This window comes from Corallococcus sp. bb12-1 (assembly GCF_026626765.1).
GTDB classification, from domain to species: domain Bacteria; phylum Myxococcota; class Myxococcia; order Myxococcales; family Myxococcaceae; genus Corallococcus; species Corallococcus terminator.
Window position 1 is genome coordinate 114,193 of the sequence record NZ_JAPNJZ010000037.1, and the last position, 25,161, is coordinate 139,353.

General features: G+C 71.1%; 22 protein-coding genes. 14 read left to right on the forward strand and 8 right to left on the reverse strand.

Translation table 11 applies throughout. The annotated features are described in order from the left end of the window. Window positions 1-103: 103 nt before the first annotated feature. Window positions 104-1,015 (reverse strand): hypothetical protein, encoded by a 912-nt coding sequence (locus OV208_RS40965; RefSeq protein WP_267579417.1) that lies wholly within the window; start codon window positions 1,013-1,015, stop codon window positions 104-106. A 125-nt stretch (window positions 1,016-1,140) separates the two neighbouring features. Between OV208_RS40965 and OV208_RS40970 the strand changes: the two genes are divergently transcribed. Together OV208_RS40970 and OV208_RS40975 are read left to right on the forward strand one after the other, a co-directional pair. Next, the gene (locus tag OV208_RS40970) at window positions 1,141-2,133 is read left to right on the forward strand and encodes an alpha/beta fold hydrolase (protein ID WP_267579418.1); all 993 of its coding nucleotides are present in this window, start codon (window positions 1,141-1,143) and stop codon (window positions 2,131-2,133) included. A gap of 382 nt (window positions 2,134-2,515) precedes the next feature. Next, window positions 2,516-3,952: a glycosyltransferase gene (locus OV208_RS40975; protein ID WP_267579419.1), complete on the forward strand. Its 1,437-nt coding sequence runs from the start codon at window positions 2,516-2,518 to the stop codon at window positions 3,950-3,952. A gap of 419 nt (window positions 3,953-4,371) precedes the next feature. Here OV208_RS40975 and OV208_RS40980 read toward each other — a convergent pair whose 3' ends face one another. From OV208_RS40980 to OV208_RS40990, 3 genes are all read right to left on the reverse strand, one after another. Then, a complete protein-coding gene (locus tag OV208_RS40980; RefSeq protein ID WP_267579420.1) occupies window positions 4,372-4,923 on the reverse strand; it encodes a M15 family metallopeptidase in 552 nt (183 codons plus the stop codon). A gap of 118 nt (window positions 4,924-5,041) precedes the next feature. Further along, complete coding sequence (locus tag OV208_RS40985; RefSeq protein ID WP_267579421.1) at window positions 5,042-5,443, reverse strand: MGMT family protein; 402 nt, start codon at window positions 5,441-5,443, stop codon at window positions 5,042-5,044. Window positions 5,444-5,634: 191 nt separating this feature from the next. After that, window positions 5,635-7,266, reverse strand: coding sequence for a DUF2339 domain-containing protein (locus OV208_RS40990; RefSeq protein WP_267579422.1), 1,632 nt, complete (start codon window positions 7,264-7,266; stop codon window positions 5,635-5,637). 125 nt (window positions 7,267-7,391) lie between these two features. Between OV208_RS40990 and OV208_RS40995 the strand changes: the two genes are divergently transcribed. After that, window positions 7,392-7,994, forward strand: coding sequence for a hypothetical protein (locus OV208_RS40995; RefSeq protein ID WP_267579423.1), 603 nt, complete (start codon window positions 7,392-7,394; stop codon window positions 7,992-7,994). Window positions 7,995-8,039: 45 nt separating this feature from the next. Here the strand turns inward: OV208_RS40995 and OV208_RS41000 are convergent, their stop codons facing one another. Together OV208_RS41000 and dgcN are read right to left on the reverse strand one after the other, a co-directional pair. Next, the gene (locus OV208_RS41000; RefSeq protein ID WP_267579424.1) at window positions 8,040-8,768 is read right to left on the reverse strand and encodes a YebC/PmpR family DNA-binding transcriptional regulator; all 729 of its coding nucleotides are present in this window, start codon (window positions 8,766-8,768) and stop codon (window positions 8,040-8,042) included. 50 nt (window positions 8,769-8,818) lie between these two features. Next, window positions 8,819-9,832, reverse strand: a complete 1,014-nt coding sequence (dgcN, locus tag OV208_RS41005) for an N-acetyltransferase DgcN (RefSeq protein WP_267579425.1) — start codon at window positions 9,830-9,832, stop codon at window positions 8,819-8,821. Between the two features lie 127 nt (window positions 9,833-9,959). Here dgcN and OV208_RS41010 point away from each other — a divergent pair, with 127 nt between their 5' ends. The 6 genes from OV208_RS41010 to OV208_RS41035 all read left to right on the forward strand — a co-directional run bounded on the left by OV208_RS41010 (window position 9,960) and on the right by OV208_RS41035 (window position 16,833). Then, window positions 9,960-10,598: a hypothetical protein gene (locus OV208_RS41010; protein WP_267579426.1), complete on the forward strand. Its 639-nt coding sequence runs from the start codon at window positions 9,960-9,962 to the stop codon at window positions 10,596-10,598. A 96-nt stretch (window positions 10,599-10,694) separates the two neighbouring features. Next, window positions 10,695-11,318: a hypothetical protein gene (locus OV208_RS41015; RefSeq protein ID WP_267579427.1), complete on the forward strand. Its 624-nt coding sequence runs from the start codon at window positions 10,695-10,697 to the stop codon at window positions 11,316-11,318. A gap of 165 nt (window positions 11,319-11,483) precedes the next feature. Continuing rightward, entirely contained in the window at window positions 11,484-12,038 is a 555-nt protein-coding gene (locus OV208_RS41020; protein WP_267579428.1) for an RNA polymerase sigma factor, read from the forward strand. Between the two features lie 5 nt (window positions 12,039-12,043). Next, window positions 12,044-15,007 (forward strand): CHAT domain-containing protein, encoded by a 2,964-nt coding sequence (locus tag OV208_RS41025; protein ID WP_267579466.1) that lies wholly within the window; start codon window positions 12,044-12,046, stop codon window positions 15,005-15,007. A gap of 79 nt (window positions 15,008-15,086) precedes the next feature. After that, entirely contained in the window at window positions 15,087-15,557 is a 471-nt protein-coding gene (locus OV208_RS41030; protein WP_267579429.1) for a hypothetical protein, read from the forward strand. A gap of 316 nt (window positions 15,558-15,873) precedes the next feature. Then, the gene (locus OV208_RS41035; protein WP_267579430.1) at window positions 15,874-16,833 is read left to right on the forward strand and encodes a hypothetical protein; all 960 of its coding nucleotides are present in this window, start codon (window positions 15,874-15,876) and stop codon (window positions 16,831-16,833) included. Window positions 16,834-16,851: 18 nt separating this feature from the next. Here the strand turns inward: OV208_RS41035 and OV208_RS41040 are convergent, their stop codons facing one another. Next, the gene (locus OV208_RS41040) at window positions 16,852-17,382 is read right to left on the reverse strand and encodes an FHA domain-containing protein (RefSeq protein WP_267579431.1); all 531 of its coding nucleotides are present in this window, start codon (window positions 17,380-17,382) and stop codon (window positions 16,852-16,854) included. Window positions 17,383-17,566: 184 nt separating this feature from the next. On the opposite strand from OV208_RS41040, the gene greA reads away from it, so the two are divergent. From greA to thrC, 5 genes are all read left to right on the forward strand, one after another. Next, entirely contained in the window at window positions 17,567-18,079 is a 513-nt protein-coding gene (greA, locus tag OV208_RS41045) for a transcription elongation factor GreA (protein WP_267579432.1), read from the forward strand. Between the two features lie 109 nt (window positions 18,080-18,188). Beyond that, window positions 18,189-21,065 (forward strand): ATP-dependent DNA helicase RecG, encoded by a 2,877-nt coding sequence (recG, locus tag OV208_RS41050; protein ID WP_267579433.1) that lies wholly within the window; start codon window positions 18,189-18,191, stop codon window positions 21,063-21,065. Window positions 21,066-21,162: 97 nt separating this feature from the next. Beyond that, window positions 21,163-21,798 (forward strand): protein-L-isoaspartate(D-aspartate) O-methyltransferase, encoded by a 636-nt coding sequence (locus tag OV208_RS41055; protein WP_267579467.1) that lies wholly within the window; start codon window positions 21,163-21,165, stop codon window positions 21,796-21,798. Window positions 21,799-21,882: 84 nt separating this feature from the next. Beyond that, window positions 21,883-22,446, forward strand: coding sequence for a hypothetical protein (locus OV208_RS41060; RefSeq protein WP_267579434.1), 564 nt, complete (start codon window positions 21,883-21,885; stop codon window positions 22,444-22,446). After that, the gene (gene thrC / locus OV208_RS41065) at window positions 22,443-23,768 is read left to right on the forward strand and encodes a threonine synthase (RefSeq protein ID WP_267579435.1); all 1,326 of its coding nucleotides are present in this window, start codon (window positions 22,443-22,445) and stop codon (window positions 23,766-23,768) included. Before OV208_RS41060 ends, thrC begins: the two co-directional genes overlap by 4 nt. 51 nt (window positions 23,769-23,819) lie before the next feature. Here the strand turns inward: thrC and ribB are convergent, their stop codons facing one another. Beyond that, window positions 23,820-24,947, reverse strand: a complete 1,128-nt coding sequence (gene ribB / locus OV208_RS41070) for a 3,4-dihydroxy-2-butanone-4-phosphate synthase (RefSeq protein WP_267579436.1) — start codon at window positions 24,945-24,947, stop codon at window positions 23,820-23,822. Between the last annotated feature and the right edge of the window lie 214 nt (window positions 24,948-25,161).

Here is a 25,161-nt window from a genome sequence, read left to right on the forward strand (position 1 = left end):
GAGAGGGCCGCACGCTAACCGACGGCCCCGCGAATGGCGACGGCGGCCACGCGGACCTTTTCGACGCGGCCTCACGCACCGCGCCGTCAGGCCACCTGTCAGGTCAGAACGCGCGGTTCACGGCGTAGCCGCAGATCCGGTGCTCGGCTTTGTAGGTCGCGGGCCCGGGGATGCCGTCGATGGGGCCCGTGTAGCCGAAGCTCCGGCCCACCGTCTGCACGCGGGTCCAGTAGATGGAGCCGGGGATGCCATCCTCCTGCGCGGAGGTGCGGGGGCTGCCCCGGTTGTTCAATTCGCGCGCGGTGATGCGCACGCGGACCTTCTCCGTGTTCGGCCCCGTCACCCCGTCGATGGGACCCGTGTAGCCGAAGTCGCGCTGGCCCACCGTCTGGATGCGCTTGTAATAGATTTCACCCGGGATGCCGTCGAACTCCGTGGACGTCTGCGGCAGGCTTCCTCCCGGAGAGCCCCCGCCCCCCGCGATGCGTCCGCCCGCGTAGTCCATGGACCAGCCCAGGTAGCGCGCGCCCGTCTTCGACGAATAGCCGGAGACGCTGTTGACGCCAATCGCATCCCCCCAGGACTGCGACAGGTTGTACGTCGCCATGAAGACCGTGCCACCGCCGCCGTTCAGGTCCGCGCCCACGTGCCCCGCCGACCCGATGTCCCACCAGTGGAAGGCGCCGATCTTCGCCGTCGCCGCATTCGTCGAGATGATCGTCGACGCCCGGTAGGCCTGGATGGCCGTGGGCCGCACCGCGGAGTCGGGGAGCTGCCCGAAGCGGACCATCAGCGAACCGCACCACTGGTTCCACGTCCCCCCGTCACGCTTGGGATTGGCGGCGGCATAGGCCCGGGCCCGATCGTAGATGGGGGAGTTCGCCTCGCCCTCCACCGTCCCAATCCCAGACGCCTCCGGTGCGGACTCCTCCACCACGTTCCCGCCACAAGCGGCCAACAGCAGGACCGCGGATACCAGCAGGGCAGGGGTCCTCGTCATCCAGTTCGTGCGCATCGTCTGTCTCCAGGAGAGGGATTCAATGGGGTTGGAATTAACCAGCAAAACATACTATACGTGATTTTCTGTGCTGGAGCTGGTTTCGCGTGGGCGTGCGGTGATTCGTGCGAAGGTCGCGGGCCATGCGAACGTCCTGGCTCCTATCCTCGTTGTTGCTGCTCTCCGCATGCGCCACCACGCCCTCCGTGCCTCCTGGGGAGAATGGCGTGGATCCCCTGCATCAGGTGCGGCGCGTGCAGGTGGCCCAGGGCGTGGAGCTGGAGGTGCTCGACTACGGCGGCAAGGGACCGGCGCTCGTGTTCCTGCCGGGGATGGGCAGCACTGCGCATGTCTACGACGTGCTGGCGCCCGAGTTCGTCGCCACGCACCACGTCTACGCGTTCACCCGTCGCGGGTACGGCGCGTCGAGCTGGCCCGCCACCGGCTACGACAGCGCCACGCTGGGGCACGACGTGCTGGTCGCGCTCGACGGGCTGGGGCTCGCGAAGGCGACGCTCGCGGGGCACTCGCTGGCGGGGGATGAGTTGAACTGGCTGGGCAGCCACCACCCGGATCGCGTGGAGGCGCTCATCTTCCTGGACGCCACGGACAACCGGGGGGAGATCGCCGGGTTCCTGAAGGACGGGCCCCTGCCGCCGCTGCCGTTCTCCGTGCTCGATGGCCAGCCCTCACGCGAGGCCGTGTCCGCCATCCTGACGCGTGACCTGGGCGGCAGCTTCCCGCCGCACGAAATTGATCAGGCGTACGAGTTCGACGCCGCGACGGGCGCCTACCTGCGCTACCACCGGCTCCCCGAAGCGACGGAGCTGTCGGTGCGCGGCGCGGCACTGCCGGACTTCGCTAAGCTGAAAGGGCCGGTGCTGGCCCTCTCCGACGGGCAGGCGTTCTCCGCCTGGGTCGGAGCCCTGGCCACGCGTGAAGGTGTGCCCGCGGACCTGGCGGAACGCGCCCGGGCCTTCCTTCCCGAACTGAGCCAGCACGAGGCCGCGCAGGACGCGCTGCTCCAGGGCATGCCGAACTGGAAGCTCGTGAAGCTGGACGGCGCCGGCCACTACCTGTGGCTCACGCGGCACGCGGAGGTCGTGTCCGCGATGCGCGACTTCCTCGCTCGCTGACGCCGAAGCGCCGTCCGCAGGCCAGGCCCGGTGTGATGGGAGCGCCTCGCGCGCCGGATCCGCCTGACGGCTGAATGGAAGGGCGATGCCATCACCCACAGGGCAGCCGGCCCGGCGTGCTCCGGGTCCTCCCCTCTGCCCGGACGATGACACCGGGACGCAGTGACTAGTTTCAAGGCGTCACCTCCTGGCGTTCCGAATGAGCGCCTGGGGGCCCCGTGGACCGGAGGGCGCAGCCGCTGGAGGTGCCCTTCCTGGTGGTGGCGCAGCGGGAGCTGGCCCGCGGCGACCGGCCCGCGGTGACGGCGCGCATGTCGCGCGCGCAGGGCGAAGGTCGCCATCCGTCCGTGACGGGGAGCCGCGTGCTCCAACCGGAGGTCCGATGCTCAAGCCCTTCGAGGTGCACGTCCAGGCCGAACCGCTGATGCGCTTCGAGCCCGGACTGGATGCGGCCGGTTGGAGCGCGCTCCAGGCGCATGCCGCTCGGGCCCGGGCCCTCATGGCGGGCCGCACGTTCTGGAACGTGAGCTCCACGGCGCGGGGCGGCGGCGTGGCGGAGCTGATCCCCCGGCTGGTCGCCTACGCGCGCGGGGTGGGCGTGGACGCGCGCTGGCTGGTGCTGACCGGGACCCCGGAGTTCTTCCACATCACCAAGCGGCTGCACCATGCGCTGCATGGCTCGCGCGGGGATGGGTCGCCGTTGGGGGCCGGCGAGCACGACCGGTACGACGAGGTGCTCCGCGACAACGTGGAGGAGCTGCTGGTCCTGGTGCAGCCCGGGGACGTGGTGCTGCTGCACGATCCGCAGACCCTGGGGCTGGCGCCCGCGCTGGCCTCGGCGGGCGCCCGCGTGGTCTGGCGCTGTCACGTGGGCTGTGACACGCCCAACGCGGAGGTGGCGCGGGCGTGGGAGTTCCTCGCGCCGGGCCTGTCCGCCACCCGGCTCACCGTCTTCACCCGCGCCGCCTACGTGCCGCCCCAGTGCGCGGACCGCGCCATCGTCATCCAGCCCTCCATCGACATCTTCGCGGTGAAGAACCAGCCCCTGGCGCCCGAGGTCGCGCGCGCCATCCTCGCCACGACCGGCCTGCTGCGCGGGGCGCCGGACGCGCCCGAGCCGGTCTTCATCCGCGCGGACGGGGTGCCCGCGCGCGTGTCGCGGGGCGCGGACATCGTGCGGCTGGGCGCCGAGCCAGCGCCCGACACCCCCCTGGTGGTGCAGGTGTCGCGATGGGATCCGCTGAAGGACCCGGCGGGCGTGATGAGCGGGTTCGCGCTGCTGCTGCGGCAGTCGCCCGACCTGCGCGCGCAGCTGGTGCTCGCCGGTCCGGCGGTGACCTCCGTGGCGGACGATCCGGAAGCGACGTCCACGCTCCAGGACGTCATCTCCCTGTGGCGGCAGCAGCCCCACTTCGTGCGCCAGCGCGTCCACCTGGCGTGCCTGCCCATGGGGGACCTGGAGGAGAACGCCGCCATCGTCAACGCGCTCCAGCGCCACGCGGCCGTGGTGGCGCAGAAGAGCCTCCAGGAGGGCTTCGGGCTCACCATCACGGAGGCCATGTGGAAGGCCCGCCCCGTGGTGGCGAGCGCGGTGGGCGGCCTCCAGGACCAGGTGGTCCACGGAGACAACGGGCTGCTCGTGCGCGACCCCGGGGACCGGGCGGAGTTCGCGGGCGCGGTGCGCTCGCTCCTGGAGGATCCGGAGCGCGCCGCCCGCCTGGGCCGCCGGGCCCACGAGCACGTCCGCGCCCACTTCACCGCCGTGCGCCACCTCACGGACTTCGTGCGCCTCATCGAGCGGCTGGACGCGCGAGGCTGAAGGCGTGGCGTCACCCCGGGACGCGGGCGACGACACCAAGGCTTCCGCTCTTCGTGCTGCCGCTCCCGCCATCGAGTTCGGCCCGGACCGCTTCAGAAGGGGACGTGGGGCTCCGACCCCTGCGGCGCGGGGCCGAGGTCGCCCACCAGCGCCAGCGCTTCGGCCAGGCTCGCGGCCCAGCGCCGGATCTGCTCCAGGTCGCGCCAGTCCCCGGCGTGCTCGCGCGCTCGCGCTGGCGTCCCTCGGCGATGGGCTTGCGAGGTGCACGCCGCCCAGGGCCTTGGTGAGCATGAACTCCGCGATGAGGTGGCTCGTGTCTCCCGTCGCGGGGGCCACGGTGAACATGACGCCCGAGCGCGATGAGTCCACCATGGCCTATCGAGCAGTCATCCAGTCATCGGGGAAATCGGATCCGGGTATCAGCTCGCGTCGGTGCGGACCACGGCCGGCGCGGGCTCCGGCTCCACGTCCAGGGGCTGACCCAGACAGTCCTCGCCGTCCAGGGGCGCGGGCGTGCTGCGCGGTCGGTATTCCCAGTGCCATGGTTCCGAGGCCACCGTGCGGCGAAAGCCGAAGCGGCAGGCATTGCCCGCGAGCCACGCAGAGGTGGGCGAGTCCAGGTCATTGCCTACGACGAGGTCCACCGCCAGCCCACGGTTGTGATTGGAACGGCCCGGCCGCGCGGCCTTGGGCCCCCGGCCTTTGCGGTACAGGCGCCACAGGTAGCGCTGCTGCTGGTACGAACGCCATGCGCTCGTGATGAGCAGCGACTGCCCCGCAGAGCGAGCCTCCGTGGCCATGCGCTCGAAGGCGGCGGCTGCGTCGCGGTGCATCCGGTGGCCGCTGTGGACGCGCACCAGCCGGGACCCCGGAGCCTTGGCCTTGCGGACCTTCACATCCTTCGCGAACCCGGCGGGCGCCAGGAGACAGACGAGGAGCACGAGGCCCCAACGAAGCAGGGGAACCGACATTCGGAGGTCCAAGCAGTGGGCGAGGACACGAAGGTGCCGTGTTTATTCCGCGCTGAAAAGCAGGCGGGCCGCCGAGCGCTCCACGCCCGTACCCGGATGCCCTGACGCTCGGTGAGCCCTAGAAGAGCGTGAGCTGGGGGGACGGTGCCGGACCGTCCCGGGGCGGCAGCACGGTGAAGCCGTGAGCGCGGGCCCAGTCCTCGCTCGGGCCCTTCCAGTGGTGTGCCTCCATGCGCACGTGGCCCTTGTCATCGAAGGCGATCCCTTCGGCCTCCAGCAGCTCGCGCTGGCGAGCTCCGGACGTGCTGATACCTCCGGTGCGGTTGATGATCCGCTGCCAGGGCACGCTCGCCGCGCGCGAACCCAGCGCGGCCATCGCGTGGCCCACGGTGCGCGCATCGCAGCCCTGTCCGACGATGGCGGCGATGTCGCCATAGGTGGCCACCTGTCCGGACGGCACCTGTTCACAGACGACGTAGATGCGCTCGAAGGGGTCCTGCGTATCAGTGGGGGACGCCATCGGGGCCTCCGGGTTTGGGTTGTGCGGGGAGTACCCTACCCGGAACGTAGTCCGATGTCCTCTGTCAGCGTCCGTTGTCGGCCCCCACGGCCTCGGTCGCCACCCTGTCCGTGGACCTTCCGCGACGATTGAGAAGACCGACGAGGTAGAGCGTCGCGTAGCCGTGCGCCGCGGCGGCGTGATTCTCCAGATCAGCCTCGCCGGTCTCTCAGCCGCGTGTACGTGTACGACACCACCAGCAGCATCACCCCCAGGAGGATGAAGGTCAGCACCCGCTGATCCGGGGGCAGCCGCGCCACGTCCACCAGCACCAGTCGCCCCAGCGCGAGCCCCATCACCGCCAGCGCGGCCAGCCGGTACCACCGCTCGCGCACCGCGAAGCCCAGGCCGAAGAGCAGGAACGCGGCGATGACCCAGCCCAGCGTGACGAGCCCGGACGGCATCCGCGCGCCCACCAGCGCCACCAGTGCCAGGCCCGCGCCCACCGCGCCCACCGCCGTGAACAGCGTCCGTGTTTCCGGTTCAGGCAGGCCGGCCACGCGCACCGTCGCGCCGCGCTCCACCAGCACGAACGCCACCACCAGCCCGGCGAGCAGCGTCAGCCGTCCCGGCGTCTCCCACTCACAGGCCGCCAGCGCCACGAAGAGGGTGAGCACGCCCACGCCGCGCAGCACCGGGGACTCCACCCCGCGCGCTGCCAGTCCCGCGACGAGCCCCGTCACCGTCCACGCCGCCACCAGCGCCACGTCCTCGTAGCGGGCGGGCATCGCGAGCGCGAGCGTCACCGCCCCCAGCGCCAGGTATGCGTGCATCAGCCCCACGGGCGCGCGCTGGAGCCGGGCCACCAGCGCCCCCGCGCCGTGCGCCACGGCGACGATGAGCAGGAAGCGGAAGAGGTGCGACTCCTGCTCCTGGGCCACCTCGTACGCGCCCAGCGACGTGAGCCCCACCCAGTTGAGCAGGGTGAACGCGAGGCTCGCGCGCAGGGGCAGCTCTCGCGGACGGGCGAGCAGCGCCACGGAGAACAGCAGGAAGTAGAGCGCGAGGAAGCCCAGGCTCAGGGCAAGCCGGCTCTCCTCGGGCGCGCCGGGGGCCATGTGGCCTGTTCTCACCGCCCAGACGACGTGCGTGCTGTAGACGGCCACGAGGCTGGACAGCGGCACGATGACCCAGCGGTTGCGCACGAGGAAGAACAGCGCGCCCGCCGCGAGCAGCGTCGTGGACAGCAACGTGAACGCGGTGATGTCACTGAGCATCCCCGTGTGCAGCCCCAGGAACAACGCGATGCCCGCCACCGTCTCCGACTGCATCCGGTGCGCGATGGTGACGATGGCCACCACGAACGCCGCGAGCAGCACCAGCGCCAGCACCTGGCTGTCGATGACCCGCACCGACGGAATGAAGTGCAGCGCGTAGGTGACGAAGTACGCGAGCGCCAGCCCTCCGCCGAAGACGATGCGGCCGAACAGCTCATTGCGCCGAGACAGCCACAGTCCGAACGCCCCCAACCCCGCGCTCAACAGGTAGCCCGCGCCCACGCGCGCCAGCATCCCCAGCTCCCCGAAGCGGTAGGTGATGAGGTACGCGATGCCGATGATGAGCGCCACGATGCCCAGCCGGCTCAGCCAGTAGGTGCCGACGTGTGACTCCAGGTCCCGCTGCTCGGGCGCGGCCACCGGGGGGGCGACGGCGGGGGGCGCGGAGGCGGGAAGGGGAGCACCGGGGGCTTCCAGCCTCGCGAGCCGCGTCTCCAACGCCGCGACCGTGGCCTCCAGCCGCTTCACCGTCTCCCGGAGGTCCTGCCCATCACCTTCGTCCGACATGGACTTCCTTCGTGTTCCGGCAGGGACTTGCGTGTGTTCACTCGTCAAGAGCGTCACGCACCGGGGTGTGATGGAACCATGAATTCCATCTCCTATGCTCGCCGGAAATGAAAACGCTTCGACGGATGATGTCGACCTTCGTGCTTCTGCTGCTGGGCTCGGGTTGCACCAGCGTGGTCACCATCCACTACCGGCAGATCCACAATGTCCGGGTGTTGCACGAGGGCGTCAACCAGTACAACGCCCGCGGGAAGTACGTCCTGTATCAAATCACCCGCATCGATAACAAAGACACCAAGGCAATCCCTTTCTACTTCAAGCTCGACAAGGTGTATGTCTCGGCGGGCGCGGATTACTCTCCTAGTCCCCCTGCCTATCCCAATGGCGCTACACCCATGCAGGCGTTCCAGGCCCCGCCGGGCGCGACGGTGGCCCCGGGCGGGTCGACCTTCTATGGCGGTGATTTCGTCATCGACGTGGAGTCGTCCAACGAGGCCAGTGTCGACCAGCACGCCCAGTTCAACCTGCTCTACCGCAGTGACCCTGGCGAACATGTGGTGCTGACCCGTGAACCCGCGCTGCGCCCGGACCAGGCCAATCTCTACCAGCCCATCTCTCCCGGGGAGGCCTACTGGACGGACAACCTTCCGGAATGGGCCCTGACAGAGTTCCTGGCCTGCAACCGGAGCGGCAGGGACACCCACTCCAAGCCCTGCGTCCCACAGTGACGGGCCCGGCCCCCAAGGCACGAGGGGCCGGTCGTCGCGGCGGCGTCAGGCGAGGTTGTGGAAGACGTGCTGCACGTCTTCGTCCTGCTCCAGCATGTCCACCAGTTTGAGGACCTCGTGGGCCTGCTCCTCGGGCAGCTCCTTGAGGGTGCCTTCCAGGGGGATGTACTCGGACTCCGCGGACAGGGGCGAGAGGCCCTTGGCTTCGATGGCCGCCTGGAGCTTGCCGAAGTCGCCGAATTCGCAGCGCAGGAGGAGCTGCTTCTCTCCCTTCTCGCCCGTCGTCTCGCCCATCTCCTGGAGGCCGTGGTCGATGAGTTCCAGCTCCAGCGTCTCCAGGTCCAACCCTTCGGGGTCCAGGCGGATGGCGCCCATGCGCTTGAACATGCGGGACACGCCGCCGGAGGTGGCCATGCTTCCGCCCAGCTTGGTGAACGGGAAGCGGACGTTGGCCACGGTGCGCACGATGTTGTCCGTCGCCGTCTCCACCAGCACGCCGACGCCGTGGGGCGCGTAGCCCTCGTAGAGGACGATCTGGTAGTCGGCCTGGTCCTGGCCGCTGGCGCGTTTGATCGCGCTCTCCACGTTGTTCTTCGGCATGTTCGCCGCGCGGGCATTCTGGATGGCCCGGCGCAGCGCGGAGTTGGAGGTCGGGTCCGGTCCGCCAGCCTTCACCGCGATCACGATGTCCTTCGTGATGCGCGTGAAGACCTTCGCCATCTTGTTCCAGCGGGCGAACATCGTCGCCTTGCGTGTCTCGAAAATGCGTCCCATGGTGCCTCCGATTATATCGCGGCCCGTCCCGGTGGGTCGGGTTTCGCACGTCACGCGCGCGGGAAGCGGCTCGCCAGCGCGTCGGCCAGGGGACCCGCCCCCGTGCGCAGGGGGTCCACGCAGGGCAGGCCGTGCGCGCGCCCGGTGGCTTCCAGGAGCGTGAGGGCCGCGTCCTCGGCCAGGTGTTCGGTGTTGATGGCGATGCCGGTGCACTGGATGGCGGGGTTCGTCAGCCGGCCCTCCAGCACCGTGCGGTCGATGACCTCTTGAATCGACGGCAGCGCGTGCTTCACGCCGCGCATCGTGGTGCGCGTGGGTTCGTGGCAGACGATGAAGGCGTCCGGCTGCGCGCCGTGCAGAAGGCCCAGCGTGACGCCCGCGAAGGACGGGTGGAACAGTGAGCCCTGGCCCTCCACCACGTCCCAGTGGTCCGCGTCGTTGTCCGGCGTGAGCCATTCCGCCGCGCCCGCGACGAAGTCGGACACCACCGCGTCCAGCGCCACGCCGCGCCCGGAGATGAGGATGCCCGTCTGGCCCGTGGCCCGGAAGTCGGCCTTCCACCCGCGATGGCGCAGCTCCTTCTCCAGCGCCAGCGCCGTGTACTTCTTGCCCACCGCGCAGTCGGTGCCCACGGTCAGCACGCGCAATCCCTGGCGCTTCGTGCCCTTGCCGGTGGCGAAGTCCTGGTCCGGAAACCGCACGTCGTGCAGCTTGCTCCCGTGCCGCGCCGCCGCCTCCGCCACCGCGGGCAGGGACCCCAGCCGCTTGTGCAGCCCGGTGGCCACGTCCAGCCCGGCCTCCAGTGCCTGCACCAGCGTGGCGACCCACGCGTCCGCGAGCACGCCGCCCGCGTTCACCACGCCCACCACCAGCGTGCGCGCGCCCCGGGCCTTCGCCTGCGGGATGTCCATGTCGGGCAGACCACAGTCCGCCACGCACCCGGGCAGCCGCAGCTGTCCCACGCACCACTCGGGTCGCCAATCCACGATGCCGTGTGCCGTCTTGGCCGCGAGCTGATCCTTCACGTCCCCCAGGAACAGCAGATAGGGCTTGTCGATGTCCACGCTTCAGCGCCTTAGCACGGCGTGAAAAGGCCGTGGAAATGGCGCGGGGAATAAGCGCGACACCGGACGTAACAGGTCAGGGCCCAACACCGTCCTGCTCATCCACGCCCCCCTCCGGAGTCATCCCATGCGCTTCACCACTTCCGCCGCCTTCCTGTTCGCCGCCTCGCTCGCCACCGCCTGTGGAGGCCCGCTGGAGGAGGGCGCCGCGTTGACAGGAGCGGAGGGCGAGGTCGCCAGCGCCAGCGAGGAGCTGATCGTGCTCCCGCCGGTCCTCCCCTGTCTCACCAGCAGCACGGTGCTGGCGCAGCCGGACGGCGCGACGGTCCCCTACGTCTGGAACTGCCGGAAGACGGGCTTCGTCTCCACCCATGCCACGTCGGTGGACGCCACCTATCACCAGACGTCCTGCGTCGACCGCTTCGTGGTGGATGTGACGAACATCGGTGGCCGGCTCGCCAAGCCCTTCGTGGAGGCGGCCCCGACCTCCGCTCCGACCTCCAGGTCGGCCTGCGAGAACCAGTCCGTCTCCGCCGATGCCTGGGCGGTGACCACCTCCACCTGGATCTACCTGGGCGCGGTGACGGGCACGGGTTCGTGGCTCCCCTCGGCCATCCCGGGCATCCCGGGCTACTGCCGGACGCGCTTCTACGTCCCGGGCGACTCGGGCTACTCCAAGGTGCGGGTGACGGGCATCGCGACGTCGTACGGGACCAAGATCCCCGTGCGCGTGGGCGCGGAAATCCTCGAAGGAAACCCCTGCTAATCCCCAGGTAGGGAATACGCGCTGCCTCCGGCGTAACCCAAGGGGAGCCCCATCCCGGGCCCCCTTTCTTCGCCCCACCTTCCGAAAGCCCATCCCATGCGCACCTCCCCGACCTTCGCCCTCCTGTTCGCCGCCTCGCTCGCCACCGCTTGTGGAGGCCCGTTGGAGGATGCGCCCCCTCCTGTTGGGGACGATTCCATCGAAAGCCAGGAGCAGGGCGTGGACGAGTCCTGCGTGGGCTCGGGCGTGGTGTTGGCGCAGCCGGACGGCACGTCGGTCACGGCCATCTATCCGCGCTGCTCGACCGCGGACTTCGCCGGAACGTCCACCAATGGCTCCTACGATCAGACGTCGTGCCCCCGCCGCTTCGTGACGGAGATCACGAACCTGAACGGCACGTACGCCCGGCCCTTCGTGGAAGCCATCCCCTCGACGTCCAACATCACCGAGAGCGGTTGCAAGGGCATGCTGGTCGCGGGCGCCGCGTTCGGCTACGCCAACGGGTACTGGTACAGCCTGGGCAATGTCAGCGCGGCGGGCATCTGGCACCCGGCGGGCACGGGCCCCATCTCCTTCCCGGCCTACTGCCAACTGGGCTTCAACATCGGCAATGGCGGGTCGGGCTATAGCAAGATCCGGGTGACGGGCATCGGGGCCGCACTCGGTGTCTTCCCCACCCGGGTGCGCACGGGCGTGAACATCGGAAACGGCCCCTGCTAGCCCCCCGGGCGGCCCTGCGAGAGGGGCCTACCTGCCCGGTGGGAACCGCACGGGCGGGTATCGTCGGACTTCGCGGCCGGGGCGGGGCCTGCTAGGAACAGCCCCGTGGTGTTCCGCCCGAGATCGCCCCGTGCAGTCCCCCGGCCCGGGGAGTCCTCCGAAACCGTGAAGGAGGGAGGCCCGACCTCCCGCGAGGACGCCGCTGAATTCCAGGCGCTCATCGCCCGGTGCGCACCCGCGTTGGAAGAGCGGGCCCGCATCCTGTGTCGGGGGCGCAGTCCCTCCGACGCGAAGGACCTGTTGCAGGAAACCTACGAGCGGGCCTTCCGCGCGTTTCATACGTATGACCGGTCCGCGCCTCCCATGGCGTGGCTGGCGTCCATCCTCGTTCGACGCTTCCTCGATTGGTGCCGGCACGACCGGCGCCACCCCCACGAGGAGTTCACCGACGCGATGGGGGACACCCTGGCGGAGGCCGAAGCGCCGCCGGAAATCTGGGCGCACTACACGCTTGAAGACGTGTGGGGCGCGGTGGAACAGCTTCCCCCGGAGCTGCGCGAGGTGGTTCGCATGAAGGACATGGAGCGACAGAGCTACGCGGAGATCAGCCGACGGCTGGGCATCCCGTCCATGACGGTGGGCACCCGCCTGTTCCGCGCCCGCAAGAAGCTCAAGGAGCTGCTCCTCGCGCGACAGGGAAGCGCCGGGGTCCCGTCGTGACTCCGATGTGTGAACAGCTCGCCGCCTTCGTGGACGGAGAGCTGACCCCCGAGGAGGCCCAGGCGTTCAGCGTCCACCTGGCTGACTGCTCGGAGTGCCAGGCGGGCTTGGAGGATCAGGTGCAGGCCAGCGTCGCGGTGCAGGCCGCCGCGGACGCCCGCCCGGCCCAGCGCCCCCAGCCGGCGCCCGTCGCCCGTCCCGAGGCGCGTCCCCGCTTCCGTCCGTCCTGGGACCGCCGCCGCGTGGCCGGTTTCGCCGCGGCGGCCGCGGCCGTGGTGCTCGCCGTGCTGGCGGTGGTGCGGCCGTGGCGTGGAACCGAAGCGCCCAGGGAGCTGCCCTTCGCGCTCGCCTCCGCGCGTCCCCTGGAGGGCCGGCCCAGCCACCCCGCGCTGGAGGGCTACCGCGCCCTGGCCACGATGCGCAGCGGCACGGCCGGGCGGATGGAGTTGGACCTGGCGAAGCTGGCGGCGCTGGAGCAGCGCGGGGACCCGCACGGGATCGCGACCGCGTACCTGGCCTCCGGCGACTTCGAGCGCGCGGAGCGCATCCTGGAAGGGTTGCCCCCGTCGCCGGCCGTCCAGGGAGACCGGGCGCTGGCGGCCCTGGGCCTGGGCCTGCCGGAGCGCGCGCTGGGTCTGCTGGATGCGGCGCTGGAGACCGCGCCGGACGACGCGCGACTGCACTGGAACCGGGGGCTCGCGCTCCAGGCCCTCTCGTTGGAGCTGGCCTCCGCGGCGGAGTTCCAGCGGGTGGCACGGGCGAAGGAGCCGGGTTGGAGCACGGAGGCGGATGCTCGCGCGGACGGCCTGCGCGCCGGAGCGCTGGCGCGGCGCGACTCGTGGCAGGCGATGAACGCGGCCGGCATGGCCCTGGCGTTGGAGGGCACGCCGTATCCCTCCACGATGGCGCGGCGCAACCCGGACCTGGCGCGGCTGTACCTCTACCATGCGCTGCGCGCGGCGCCCTCCGCGGAGCGCGTGCGGGCGCTGCTGCCGCTGGCGTCGGTGCTGGATGAAGCCACCCGGACGAAGACGGCCACCGCCTATGTGACGCGCGTGGCGGAGGCGGACTTCAGCCGGCGCGGACCGCTGGCCCAGACCTACCACGCGGTGCTGGAGGGCACGCAGACGCTGGAGGGCGCGAAGGCGGACGCGTATCTGGCGAAGCTGCGGCGCTCCAGCGAGCGCGACCTGCTGCTGGGCGCGCTCCTGCTCCTGCGGCAGGAGGACCGGCACGTGGACGAGCTGGCCACGCTGGTGCGTCAGTCCAGCGAGCCCGCCTGGTACGAAGCGCCGCTCGCCCGGGGCCGGGCCCAGGCCGCGCTGGCCCGGGGCGACACGGAGACGGCGGAGAAGTCGCTCACGCAAGGCCTGGCGTCGTGCCGGAGCGCGGGCTTCCAGTACCGCTGCGTGGACCTGCAGCAGCACCTGGCCGCGCTCTACAACCGGTTGGACCGGCGCAAGGAGGCCGAAGGGCTGGCCAGGTCCGCGCTGGAAGAGGCGTTCCGGACCGACAGCTGGTTCCAGGAAGAGGTGCTGCTGTCGGACCTGGTGACGAGCGCGCGGCTGAGCCACGCCCCGGCGCTGGCCCGCGCGTACCTGGACGAATACGTCCAGCACGCGCCGGAGGACTGCGCGCGGCGTTCGGAGTACCACCACGCCCGGGCGCTCCTGGCGGTGGAGGACCTGGACGCGAAGGCGGCCCGGCGTGAAGTGCAGGACGCCATCGGCTGTCCCACCGCGCCCACGATGCTGGAGATCGCCGTCGCGGGCGACCTCTTGCGGTTGGAGGGCGGCACGGTACCGGGCCGAGAGCTGGACCGGGTGCGTGAGCGCATCCGCGTCCTGCGCGACGACGCTTCCCTGTCGGCCGGTGACCGGCTGCTCCTGGATCATCTGGAAGGCCGCATCCTCATCGAGCGCGACCGCGAGACGGGCCAGCGGCTCCTGCGCGGCGTCATCACCGGCTCCGCGCTGAAGCGCTCCTCCGACATCGAGGCGCGCAAGGCCTGGTCGCACAGCCACCACGTGCTGGTGATGGACGCGGGGCGCGCGAAGGAATGGGACGCGGCGGTGGCGCTGCTCGCGGAGGAGCTGGATCGCACCGCGCCCACGTCCTGTCTGCTGGCGCTGGCGGGCCAGGATGAGCGGCTGCTCTTCGTCGCCCGCGGGCCGGACGGCAAGGCGGAAGGGTTGTACCTCAACGCCCTGAAGCGGCCCCTGCGCGAAGAGGTGCCGGGCGTGCCCGAGCGCCTGCGCAAGGTGGTGGCCGCGTGCGAGTCGGTGCGCGTGCTCGCGGAGCCCATCCTCCAGGGGCGCCCCGGGCTGCTGCCTCCGGACCGGGCCTGGAGCTACCTGGCCCCCGGAGGGCAAGGCGTCGCCGCGCCGGCCATCGCGCCCGCGCCCAAGCGGCTCCTGGTGTCGGACGTGGAGCCGCCCGCGTCCCTGGGCCTGCCGCGCCTGATGCCGTGGAAGGGCGTGGCGGGGCCCAACGACGTGCACCTGCGCGGGCGCGCGGCGACGCCCGAAGCGGTGCTCGCGGAGATGGAGGACGCCACGGAGGTGGAGCTGCACACGCACGGGCTCTCCGGCACCGGCCTGTCCGACGCGGCCTTCCTGGCGCTGTCCCCGGATGGGGCCGGCCACTACGCGCTGACCGCGGAGGACCTGGAGGGTCACACGCTCAAGGGGGCCCCGGTGGTGCTGCTGGCCGCGTGCGACGCGAATGTCGGAGCGTGGCGCTACCATGCCGTGTGGAGCCTGCCGTCCGCGCTCATCCAGGCGGGCGCGCGCGCGGTGGTGGCACCGTCAACCCAGGTGCCGGACGTGGAGGCCGGGGCCTTCTTCCAGTCACTGCTGGAGACCCTGCGTCGCGGCGTTCCACCCGCGCAGGCGCTCCGGGACACGCGGGCCCGGTGGCTGCGGCAGGGCAGCGCGAAGTGGGTCCAGGACCTGGTCGCGTTCGAATAGGCTCCGCTGTCCGCGAATAACGACGGCCCTGCGCGTAAGGGATCCGGGAGGACTCATGCACCAGCGTTGGAAGTCCGCAGTGGGAGCGATGGCAGTGGGCGTGGTCGCGTTGACGGCGGCGAGCGCCGGGGCCCAGGGCAAGGGTGTGAAGCTGGCGCCCCGCACGACGCCCGTCGCCAGTCCGGCGGCCAAGAGCAGTGGCTCCGTGGACGTGGCGGTGGACGAGGGCGCGGCGGGCACGAAGCTGTACCGGTTCGACCGCGGCAGCGGGAAGCTCACGCTGGTGAAGTCGCTCAGCAAGACGGAAGCGGCCAGCACCGTGTCCCGATTCAAGGACCTCCAGGTCGCGCGGAGCCAGGCTCCCGCGTCGAAGCGCGATCTGGTCATCGCCGTCGCTCCGGAGGGCAAGCCCCCCAAGGGCGGGCCTCCGGGCGGATCGGATCCGGACCCCATCGTCCAGGCGGACATCAAAGCGCTCGACAGCGCGCTCGCGGGCCTGAAGCTGGGCAAAGATGCGAAGGTGATGGTCGGTTCTCCGCAGGCGCGTTAGGCCCGGTCGGCCTGCGTCGGGAAGTCTGGGGGCCGCGGCTCCGGGGTGGTGGCAGGTGTCCTCGCCCCGGGGGGCCGCGGCCTTCGTGTTTGTGGATGTCCCCGGACGCCCGCGTTCAGCTCGCGACGCGCGGAGTGTCCGCCCCGGCCCCTCGCCTGCATTCCCCGCACCCGTCACGCCTTGCCCCACGTACAACGTGCTCACACTTTTCGTGCGTGAGGGGGCCAGGCTCGCCCGTTTGTCTTTGACGTCCTCCTCCGTCCGAACGACCAGCGGGTGTCGTCCGGCCAACCCGCGAAAGCAGGGGAGGGTGCACATGGGGATCATCGAAAACGGGCGCCGTGGTGTCGTGGCGCGGTGTTCGGCGTGGGGCGTGATGCTGTCGTTGGTGGGAGGCGTGATGGGGACGGGCTGTGGCCCCACCGCCCAGGAGCCCGCGCCGCCTGATCCGGCGGGCACCGTGGAGCAGGCGGCCCTGAGCTACAACAGCCTGTCCTACAATGGCCTGTCGTTCAACGGGCTGTCTTTCAATGGCTTGTCTTTCAATGGGCTGTCTTTCAATGGACTGGCGTCGGCGGAGTTCGCGGCGTGGTTCGAGGAGGATCCGGTGCTGGCCGACGAGGTCATGCACTACGTCATCCGCTGCGCCGTGCCGGAGGGAGAGGCGCGCACGTTCACTGATGGCCGGACGGAAGCGCGGCACACGTGGACGGGCTCATTGGGATTGGCGCCGACCTGGGCCGGGGGCAAGCCGGCGACGGTGGCCGAACAGCAGCTCATCTCCGCGTGCCTCGCGGCGCACGCCAACCCGTTCGGCGTGAGCGTGCCCATCTCCGTGCAGGGCCGTAACGGGGCGGGGGTGACGATCCCCTCCACGCCCGCGGAGCTGGCGGAGTTTTCGCGGCCGGAGTCGTGCTTCTTCGGCAACCTCTTCAAGGGCGAGGGCGTCTACGCGGGCAGCCAGAATCCGCCGCTCGACGGCACCCAGAGCACGACGCGCGCGTGCGCGGTGGTGGATGGCTCCGGGATGCCGCGCCGGAACTGCGCGCCGCTCGTCTACGTGGGCAGCTGCGCGGCGTCCTGCACGCCGGATGGCACCTCCGGCCTGTCTTTCCTGAACTGCGCGGTGGGGGGCGTCACCTACAAACCGCTCACCACGCGCGTGCGGGACGCGGACCTGGCGGTCTGCGGAGATGGTACCTGTCAGGTGACGGAGGCGTGTGGCGCGTCCAGCACGTACGACGCGTGCGCGGCCGACTGCGGAGCGTGTCCCTGACGGCGGGGCGCTGCTGCTTCAGCCGGTGTGGGAGCCCAGCCCGGAGGTCGCGCCCGCGCGCAGCCTCTCGTGGAGCGCGTCGGTCAGCAGGTACCAGAACTGCACGTTGCCGAAGCTGAGGATGTCGCCGCCCTGGAGCGACACCTCGCGCCGCCCGATGGTGCTGGCATTGACGAAGGTGCCGTTGGTGGAGCCGAGGTCCCGCACGGTGCAGCGGGATTCGGCGCGGCTCCACCGCAGCTCCGCGTGCTGCTTGGAGACGGAGGCGTCGTCTAGCACCAGCTCGCAGTCCATCCTCCGGCCGATGCGCAGCGCATCCGAGTCCTTGAGGGTGGGCAGGGTGGCGACGAGCAGGTCGTCGAATTCGAAGAGCAGGGTGAGCATGCCCTGCTCGATGTCGCCTGGATCCGCCATGCGGGTGGGGGCGAGCACGGCGGCGGACAGCTCCGCGGGCGGGCGCTGCACCAGGGCGAAGGGGCCCAGTTGATGCTGGAAGGTGCCCACGGGCAGGGCGGAGGCGAGGGCGCGCATTTCCTGGACGGACAACACGGCGGGCAGCCTAACGGGTCAGCCGCCGGGCGCACAGCCGTTACCGGACGATGGGGGTACGGCTTTCGTTGACCCGCTTGTCACTCGTTCCCTACATTGGTCGTTTCCAGGCGGCGGCCGGGTTCCAGGAGGGAGCCCCGGTCCCGGATTTCTGGGCAGCCAGGTGATGGAAGGAGCGGTGTCGATGAGCGGCGACAGCATGCCGATGACCCCCCACGGTTTGCGGAAGCTCAAGGACGAGCTGAAGCACCTCCAGTCCGTGGAGCGCGGGAAGATTTCGCGTGAGATTGAAGTCGCGCGTGCGCACGGCGACCTGCGGGAGAACGCCGAGTACCACGCGGCCAAGGAGAAGCAGTCCCACATCGAGGGGCGCATCCTGACCCTCGGCGACTGGATTGCCCGTTCGGAGGTCATCGACCCGGCGAAGCTGGGCGGCGACAAGATCATCTTCGGCGCCAGCGTGGAGCTGACGGACCCGGAGACGGACAAGTCCATCACCTACCGGCTGGTGGGTGAGACCGAGGCGGACCTGAAGAAGCGGTGGATCGCCGTCACCTCGCCGGTGGCGCGTGCGCTCATCGGCAAGAAGGTGGGCGACGTCGCCACGGTGAACAGCCCGGGCGGCGTCCGGGAGCTGGAGGTCGTGAAGATCTTCTTCGAGGATCCACAGGACGACGCCCCGCCCGCCGAGGGGTGACGCCTGGTCGTCCGGGTGTCTTCCGGGGGAGTGGGCATGGGCTCGCTCCCCCGGTTTCGTTTTCCGGGCGGCGTCAGGCCCACTTCGTAGGATGGAGGCTGGAAATCGCGTGAACCACCCGCTCGCCAGCCTCGTTGGGCCCCTGAAATACGCCTGTCAGCGCGACTTCGCGCAGTTGGGCATCGTGAAGGACCTCCGCACCCTGATGGAGCGCACCCTGGCGGGGGCCAGCGGCGTGGACGCGCGTGCGCTCGATGATCTGCGGGCGGCCCTGCCTCACGTGGATCCCCCCGCGCCCCCCGAGCACCGCAAGGCGGCGCTGCGGCAGGTGCTGGGCGCGCTGAAGCTCAGCGGCGTGGCGCTTCCGGAGGAACTGGAGCGGGTGGTCGTCACGGGGGAACTCAACGCCGTGGCGGCGGGCTTCCCCCGGGCGCCAGAGCGTGCGCACGTGATTGAGGGGGAGCTGGCCGCCGCGCTTCCGCGCCGGAGGGTGACGCCGCCTCAAGGGGTGGCGCAGGCGGGCCGGAACGTCGTGCCGCCCTGGAAGTCCCAGGAGCCGGTGGTGTCCCCGGTCGGTGGGGCTCGTGCTCCAGATGCGGTCGGCGGGGCCACCGGCCGCGCTGGGTCCGCACCGCCGCGCATGGCTGAGCCCTCGCCTCGTGGGACGCGTCCCGCGGGGACCGCGACGACCCGGGCTTCTGGCCCCAGCGGTCCGCCCGCACGCGAGTCGATGTCCCGGACGGGCGTCGGGGCCGACCCTCGCAATGGGCTCCCCACGGCGGAGGGCGCCGCTCCCGCCGAGAAGGGCAAGAAGAAGAAGAAGGCCAAGGCCGTGGGCGCCGAAGCGTCACGCTCCGAGGCGAAGCTCCTGTCCATCGCGCCGCGCTCCGGCCCCCTGTCCGCGCCGCTCAAGACGTTGGGCAAGCGCCTGGGGCCGCGCCTCGTCGCCGTGCTGGACAAGAAGGGCCTGCGCCGCACGGGCGACATCCTGTTTCTGTTGCCACGCTGTTACGAAGACCGCCGCCGGCTGCGGACCATCGCGGAGCTGATTCCTGGCGAGCGCGGCGTGACGGTGGGCACGGTGAGGACCGCGGACTTCGTTCCGGGGCGCGGTGGCAAGCGGATGTTCCGCGCCGTCGTGGGGGACCGCTCCGGCAGCATCGCCGCGACGTACTTCCACGCGGGGCCGTGGCTCAAGAGCCGCTTCTCCGTAGGCAAGCAGTTGGTGCTCTCCGGAGAGGTCCGCGCCTCCATGAATGGCCGGGAGATGGCCCACCCGGAGCTGGAGCCCGCCGAGGACCTGGAGTCCACGACGTCCGTCCACTTCCACCGCATCGTCCCCATCTACCCGGGCTTCGAGCGCGGCGAACAGCGCTCGTTCCGCGAGCTGGCCGCGCGCATCAGCGAACAGCACGCGCACCATCTGGAAGAGCCGCTGCCCGCGGACCTGCGCCGCCGCTACCACCTGATGGGGCTGCCGGACGCGCTGCGCTTCATCCACTTCCCGCCCGAGGACGCGGACCTGGAGGCGCTGGACGCGCACCAGAGCCCCGCGCACCGCCGGCTCGCGTTCGACGAGCTGTTCTTCCTCCAGCTCGGCATGGCGCTCAAGCGTCAGGACGTGAAGGCGGAGGAGGGCATCGCCTTCGATGTCGCCCCGGCGCGCCTGGACAAGGCCCGCGCCGCGCTGCCCTTCGAGCTCACCGGGGCCCAGGCGCGCGTGGTGGGGGACCTGGCGCGGGACATGGCGCGGCCGGAGCCGATGAGCCGGCTGGTGCAGGGAGATGTCGGCAGCGGCAAGACGGCGGTGGCGCTGGTGGCCGCGATGGTGGCGTTGCAGGACGGCTACCAGGTGGCGGTGATGGCCCCCACGGAGATCCTCGCCGAACAGCACGAGCGCACCTTCCGCCGCATCCTGGAGCCCCTGGGCTTCCGCGTGGGGCTGGTGAGCGCGGCGGGCACCGCGAAGCACAAGCGCACGGTGCGCGAGGGCGTGGCGAGCGGCGAGCTGCACCTCGCGGTGGGCACGCACGCGCTGCTCGAAGGCGGCGTGTCCTTCCAGAAGCTGGGGCTGGTGGTCATCGACGAGCAGCACCGCTTCGGCGTGCTCCAGCGCCAGACGCTGATGGGCAAGGGCGTGATGCCGGACGTGCTGGTGATGACGGCCACGCCCATTCCGCGCACGCTCGCGATGACGCTGTACGGCGACCTGGACGTGTCCATCATCGACCAGCTCCCCCCGGGCCGCACGCCCATCACCACGCGCGTCTTCAACAACCAGTACCGCGCGCGCGTCTACGAAGCGGTGGCGGCGGAGCTGGCCAAGGGCCATCAGGCCTACGTCGTGTATCCGCTGGTGGAGGAGTCGGAGAAGCTGGACCTGGAGGACGCCACCCAGGGCGCGGGGAAGTTGCAGGCGGTGTTCCCCACCGCGAGCGTGGGCCTGCTGCACGGGCGCATGAAGGCGGAGGAGAAGGACGCCGTGATGGAGGCCTTCCGCGAGAAGCAGATCCAACTGCTCGTGTGCACCACCGTGGTGGAGGTGGGCGTGGACGTGCCCAACGCGTCCGTCATGGTGGTGGAGTCCGCGGAGCGCTTCGGCCTGTCGCAGCTGCACCAGCTGCGCGGCCGGGTGGGCCGGGGCGCGGCCGCCAGCTTCTGCTTCCTGGTGGCGGGGGCCGCGCGCTCCAGGGAGTCCACCGAGCGGCTGGGCGTGATGGAGCGCAGCAGCGACGGCTTCGTCATCGCGGAGAAGGACCTGGAGATCCGCGGCCCCGGCGAGTTCCTGGGCACGCGGCAGAGCGGCCTGCCGGAGCTGGCCGTGGCCAATCTGGTGCGCGACGGCGACCTGCTGTCGCTCGCGCAGGTGGAGGCGCGGCGGATCATGGACCGCGATCCGAAGCTCCAGGAGCCGGAGCACCAGGGGCTGGTGAAGGCGCTGGAGGAGCGCTGGGAGGGGCGACTGGCGTTGGCCCGGGTGGGGTAGGAACCGGGGGGCCTTGGAGCTTTGGGCCCGCCCGTCGGGTTGTCCGCGACTGTCGGCGTGCTTACGTTTCCTCCGGAGAATGACGGGGGACCGCGCGATGGGAGACTGGGGCCGAGCGGAGTATCTGGCACGGCAGGGCATTCGAGACAGACGGGTGCTCGCGGCGATCGCCAACCTGAACCGCGTGGACTTCGTGCCCGTCCAGGAGCGGGACGTGGCCCACGAGGACGTGCCCCTGCCCATCGGCCATGGGCAGACCATCAGCCAACCCTACGTGGTCGCCTTGATGAGTGAAGCCCTGCGCCTGCGCGGCTGTGAGCGGGTGCTGGAGATCGGCACCGGCTCCGGCTACCAGACGGCGGTGCTGGCCCTGCTGGCCCGCGAAGTCTTCACGGTGGAGATCGTCCCGGAGCTGGCCCGGCCCGCCCGGCGCCTGTTGCACCGGCTGGGCTTCAACAACGTCTTCTTCCGGGAGGGCGATGGGTCGCTCGGCTGGCCCGAGGGCGCACCCTATGACGCCATCATCGCCACCGCCGCGCCCCCGGACATTCCTCGCGCGCTCCTGCGACAGCTCAAGCGGGGGGGACGGATGGTCATCCCCGTGGGCGCCGTGAACGAAACGCAGGAGCTGCTGCGCATCCGTCGCGGTCAACCCGGGCTGCTGCCCAAGGTGGAGCGCCTGTTGCCGGTGCGCTTCGTGCCCATGACGGGCCAGGCCTCGCCCGTGCACTGAGGGACAGGGGGCGCGCCTGCACGCCCACCCTTCATTTCCCGGCTCGCGTTGCCGTGCGGGGAGGGGACCGATAACGTCCCGGTCATGATCATCTGCCCGGTCTGCGACCACGTGCAGTCGGAAGGCGAAGAGTGCGACGGCTGTGGCAAGCGCTTCCCTGGCCTCGTGAGCACGGAAGCCCCTGTCGTGGTGCAGCTGGCCGAATTGGAGCTGACGCACCACGCGGGAGGCCGCGCGGAGGTGGAGTCCGCGCCGCTGGCGGACCTGGACCTGACGCGGCTGCGCTCGGGACCGGACCTGCCGGCCATGTTCGTGCCCGACCTGGAGCTGACGAGCACGGGCGCCACGGGCGCGGTGTCCGTGGATCCGATGGCGGACCTGGACACGGGCCGCGCGCCGGATGACGGCGTCCGCACCGTCGTGCCGGTGGGGGCGGTGACGTGCCGCTACTGTCGCCACGTGCAGGCCGAAGGGCTGCTGTGTGACGGCTGCGGCATGCGCCTGCCCCGCGTGCGCGTGGCGGCGCCGGTGGCCGCGAAGGGCCGAGCGCAGGAGGGCGAGCGCGTTCCCTGTCCCTCCTGCCACACCCCCTCGTATCCGGGCCGCTCGTGCGTGGCGTGCGGCACGAGGGTGGAGGTGGAGGCGTGAGCGCCCTGACCGCGCACTACGCGTGCAGCGAGGGGTGCGGCTTCACCGCCTCGCTGTGGGACGTGGTGTACCGCTGCCCCCGGTGCGAAGGCCTGCTGGAGGTGGCGCACGACGAGGCCGCCCTGCGCGCCGTGCCGGCGGCGGAGTGGAAGCGCCGCTTCGAGTCCCGGTTCGCGACCTCCCGGCTGCCGGACGGCTCTGGCGTGTGGGGCAAGCGCGAGTGGGCGCTGCCCGAGCTGCCGATGGAGGACATCGTCTCGCTGGGCGAGGGGCGCGTGCCGCTCAAGCCGCTGCCCCGGATGGCGGCGGAGCTGGGCTTGAGTTCGCTGATGTTGAAGGAGTGCGGCGTCTCCCCGACGGGCAGCTTCAAGGACTGGGGGATGACCGTCCTGGTGTCCGCGGTGAAGCACCTGCGCTCGCGCGGGACGCCCATCCGCGCGGTGGCGTGCGCGTCCACCGGCGACACGTCCGCGGCGCTGTCCGCGTACGCAGCGGCGGCGGGCATCCCAGCGGTGGTGTTCCTGCCGAAGAACAAGGTGTCGCTCGCGCAGTTGGTGCAGCCCATCGCCAACGGGGCGCGGGTGCTGTCGCTGGACACGGACTTCGACGGCTGCATGAAGCTGGTGCAGGCGGTGACGGCGGACACGGGGCTGTACCTGGCGAACTCGATGAACTCGCTGCGCATCGAGGGCCAGAAGATGATCGCCGTGGAGCTGTGCCAGGACCTGGGCTGGGAGCCGCCGGACTGGATCGTCATCCCGGGTGGCAATCTGGGCAACGCGAGCGCGCTGGGCCGGGGGCTGGACCTGCTGCACGCGCTGGGGCTCATCACCCGCCGGCCGCGCATCGCGGTGGCGCAGGCGCAGCGGGCCAACCCCCTGTTGCGCTCCTTCCGGGGCGGCTTCCAGGAGCTGACGCCGATGCAGGCGGAGGCGACGCTCGCGTCGGCCATCCAGATTGGCAACCCGGTGTCCTACCGCCGCGCGGTGAAGATGCTGCGCGCCTTCGACGGCGTGGTGGAGGAGGCGACGGAGTCGGAGCTTTCGAACGCGGCGGCCCGGGCGGACCGCGAGGGCACCTTCGCCTGTCCCCAGACGGGCGTGGCGCTGGCGGCGGTGGAGAAGCTGGTGGCCCAGGGCGTGATGGCGAAGGGGGCCAGCGTCGCGGTGGTGGCCACCGCGCATGGCCTGAAGTTCGCTGACTTCAAGGTGGGCTACCACCGGGGGACGCTGGCGGACGTGAAGGCCGCGCACGCGAACCCACCGGTGGAGCTGCCCGCGGACCTGTCGGCGGTGCGCGCGGCCCTGAAGGACCTGGGCTGACGCGTGGCAGGGCCCGGGGCTTGGGCCCCGGGCGGTAGGGACGTTCCGCGGCTACTCGACCGTGAGCGGGATGCGCGACTCGATGGTGAGCCCGAAGCCGGCGAGGCCCCGGTAGGTCATGTCCGTGTTGGTCATCAGGCGCATGGCGCGGATGCCCAGGTCGGTGAGGATCTGGCAGCCCATGCCCACATCGCGGGACTCGTGGGCCGTGCGGGAGGGGGGCGCGTTGCTGCCGTCGCCCGCGCGCTTGTGGTGGATGCCGAAGTCGTCGCCGTGCATGCCGGGCAGGTAGACGATGACGCCGGAGCCGGCCTTCGCGACCTGCTCCAGGGAGCGGTCCAGCAGCTGGTGGCACTTGCAGTCCGGAGAGCCGAACACGTCGCCCATGGCGCACGCGGCGTGCAGGCGGACCAGGGGGGCGGGGTTGGCGTGCTCCGGGTCACCCTTCACGAGCACCAGCGACTTGGCTCCGTCGGGCGTCCACGAGTAGGTGAGGGCGGTGAACTCGCCGTGGCGGGTGCGCACCACGTCCTGGCCCGGCTCGCGGCGCACGAGGCGGTCCTTGCGGCTGCGGTACTGGATGAGGTCCGCGATGGTGACGAGGGACAGCTGGTGCTCGCGCGCGAAGAGCTTGAGGTCCGGCATGCGCTGCATGGTGCCGTCGTCCTTCACGAGCTCGCAGAGGATGCCGGAGGGCTGGAGGCCGGCGAGCCGGGCCAGGTCCACGGCGGCCTCGGTGTGGCCCGCGCGGCGCAGCACGCCGCCCTCGCGGTAGCGCAGGGGGAAGATGTGGCCGGGGCGCAGGAAGTCGTCCGCGGTGCTGTTCGGGTCCGCGAGGGCGCGGATCGTCTTGGCGCGGTCCGACGCGGAGACGCCGGTGGTGGTGCCGTGGCGGAAGTCCACGGAGACGGTGAACGCGGTGCGATGGGACTCGGTGTTCTCCGCGACCATCTGGGGCAGGCGCAGCGCGTCCAGCCGTTCGGCGAGCATGGGCTGGCAGATGATGCCGCTGGTGTGGCGGACCATGAAGGCGAGCTGCTCGGGCGTGGCCAGCTCGGCGGCCATGATGAGGTCGCCCTCGTTCTCGCGGTCCTCGTCATCGGCGACGACGACGCACTTGCCAGCCTGGATGTCGCGGATGGCCTCCTCGATGGTGTTCAACTCGGAGTCTTGGCTCATGGCGGAGGTGCTCATCCTGCTGACGGCGTGGAGGGGCATGGTGCGCGGCATGTAACGCGAGGGGGGTGGGGTGGCAAGCCATGCCCGGGGACCAGGCAAGCGTCCGTTCAATGGCAGGGATGAGGGGAAGCTGTGACTGCGGGTCCGGGTAGGTGTCGGGCGCCCGGCCGGCGACTCGACGGCCCGGCATGGGTGATGTAGGGTGCCCGGCTCC

Coding starts and splice junctions, on each gene's coding strand:
- OV208_RS40965 (WP_267579417.1), bottom strand. CDS start 1,015: ATGCGCACGAACTGGATGACGAGGACCCCTGCCCTGCTGGTATCCGCG.
- OV208_RS41055 (WP_267579467.1), top strand. CDS start 21,163: ATGGGAGACTGGGGCCGAGCGGAGTATCTGGCACGGCAGGGCATTCGA.
- OV208_RS40995 (WP_267579423.1), top strand. CDS start 7,392: ATGATGTCGACCTTCGTGCTTCTGCTGCTGGGCTCGGGTTGCACCAGC.
- OV208_RS40975 (WP_267579419.1), top strand. CDS start 2,516: ATGCTCAAGCCCTTCGAGGTGCACGTCCAGGCCGAACCGCTGATGCGC.
- ribB (WP_267579436.1), bottom strand. CDS start 24,947: ATGAGCCAAGACTCCGAGTTGAACACCATCGAGGAGGCCATCCGCGAC.
- OV208_RS40985 (WP_267579421.1), bottom strand. CDS start 5,443: ATGGCGTCCCCCACTGATACGCAGGACCCCTTCGAGCGCATCTACGTC.
- OV208_RS41000 (WP_267579424.1), bottom strand. CDS start 8,768: ATGGGACGCATTTTCGAGACACGCAAGGCGACGATGTTCGCCCGCTGG.
- OV208_RS41060 (WP_267579434.1), top strand. CDS start 21,883: ATGATCATCTGCCCGGTCTGCGACCACGTGCAGTCGGAAGGCGAAGAG.
- OV208_RS41035 (WP_267579430.1), top strand. CDS start 15,874: ATGGGGATCATCGAAAACGGGCGCCGTGGTGTCGTGGCGCGGTGTTCG.
- OV208_RS41015 (WP_267579427.1), top strand. CDS start 10,695: ATGCGCACCTCCCCGACCTTCGCCCTCCTGTTCGCCGCCTCGCTCGCC.
- OV208_RS41025 (WP_267579466.1), top strand. CDS start 12,044: ATGTGTGAACAGCTCGCCGCCTTCGTGGACGGAGAGCTGACCCCCGAG.
- OV208_RS40970 (WP_267579418.1), top strand. CDS start 1,141: ATGCGAACGTCCTGGCTCCTATCCTCGTTGTTGCTGCTCTCCGCATGC.
- OV208_RS41010 (WP_267579426.1), top strand. CDS start 9,960: ATGCGCTTCACCACTTCCGCCGCCTTCCTGTTCGCCGCCTCGCTCGCC.
- greA (WP_267579432.1), top strand. CDS start 17,567: ATGAGCGGCGACAGCATGCCGATGACCCCCCACGGTTTGCGGAAGCTC.
- OV208_RS40980 (WP_267579420.1), bottom strand. CDS start 4,923: ATGTCGGTTCCCCTGCTTCGTTGGGGCCTCGTGCTCCTCGTCTGTCTC.
- OV208_RS40990 (WP_267579422.1), bottom strand. CDS start 7,266: ATGTCGGACGAAGGTGATGGGCAGGACCTCCGGGAGACGGTGAAGCGG.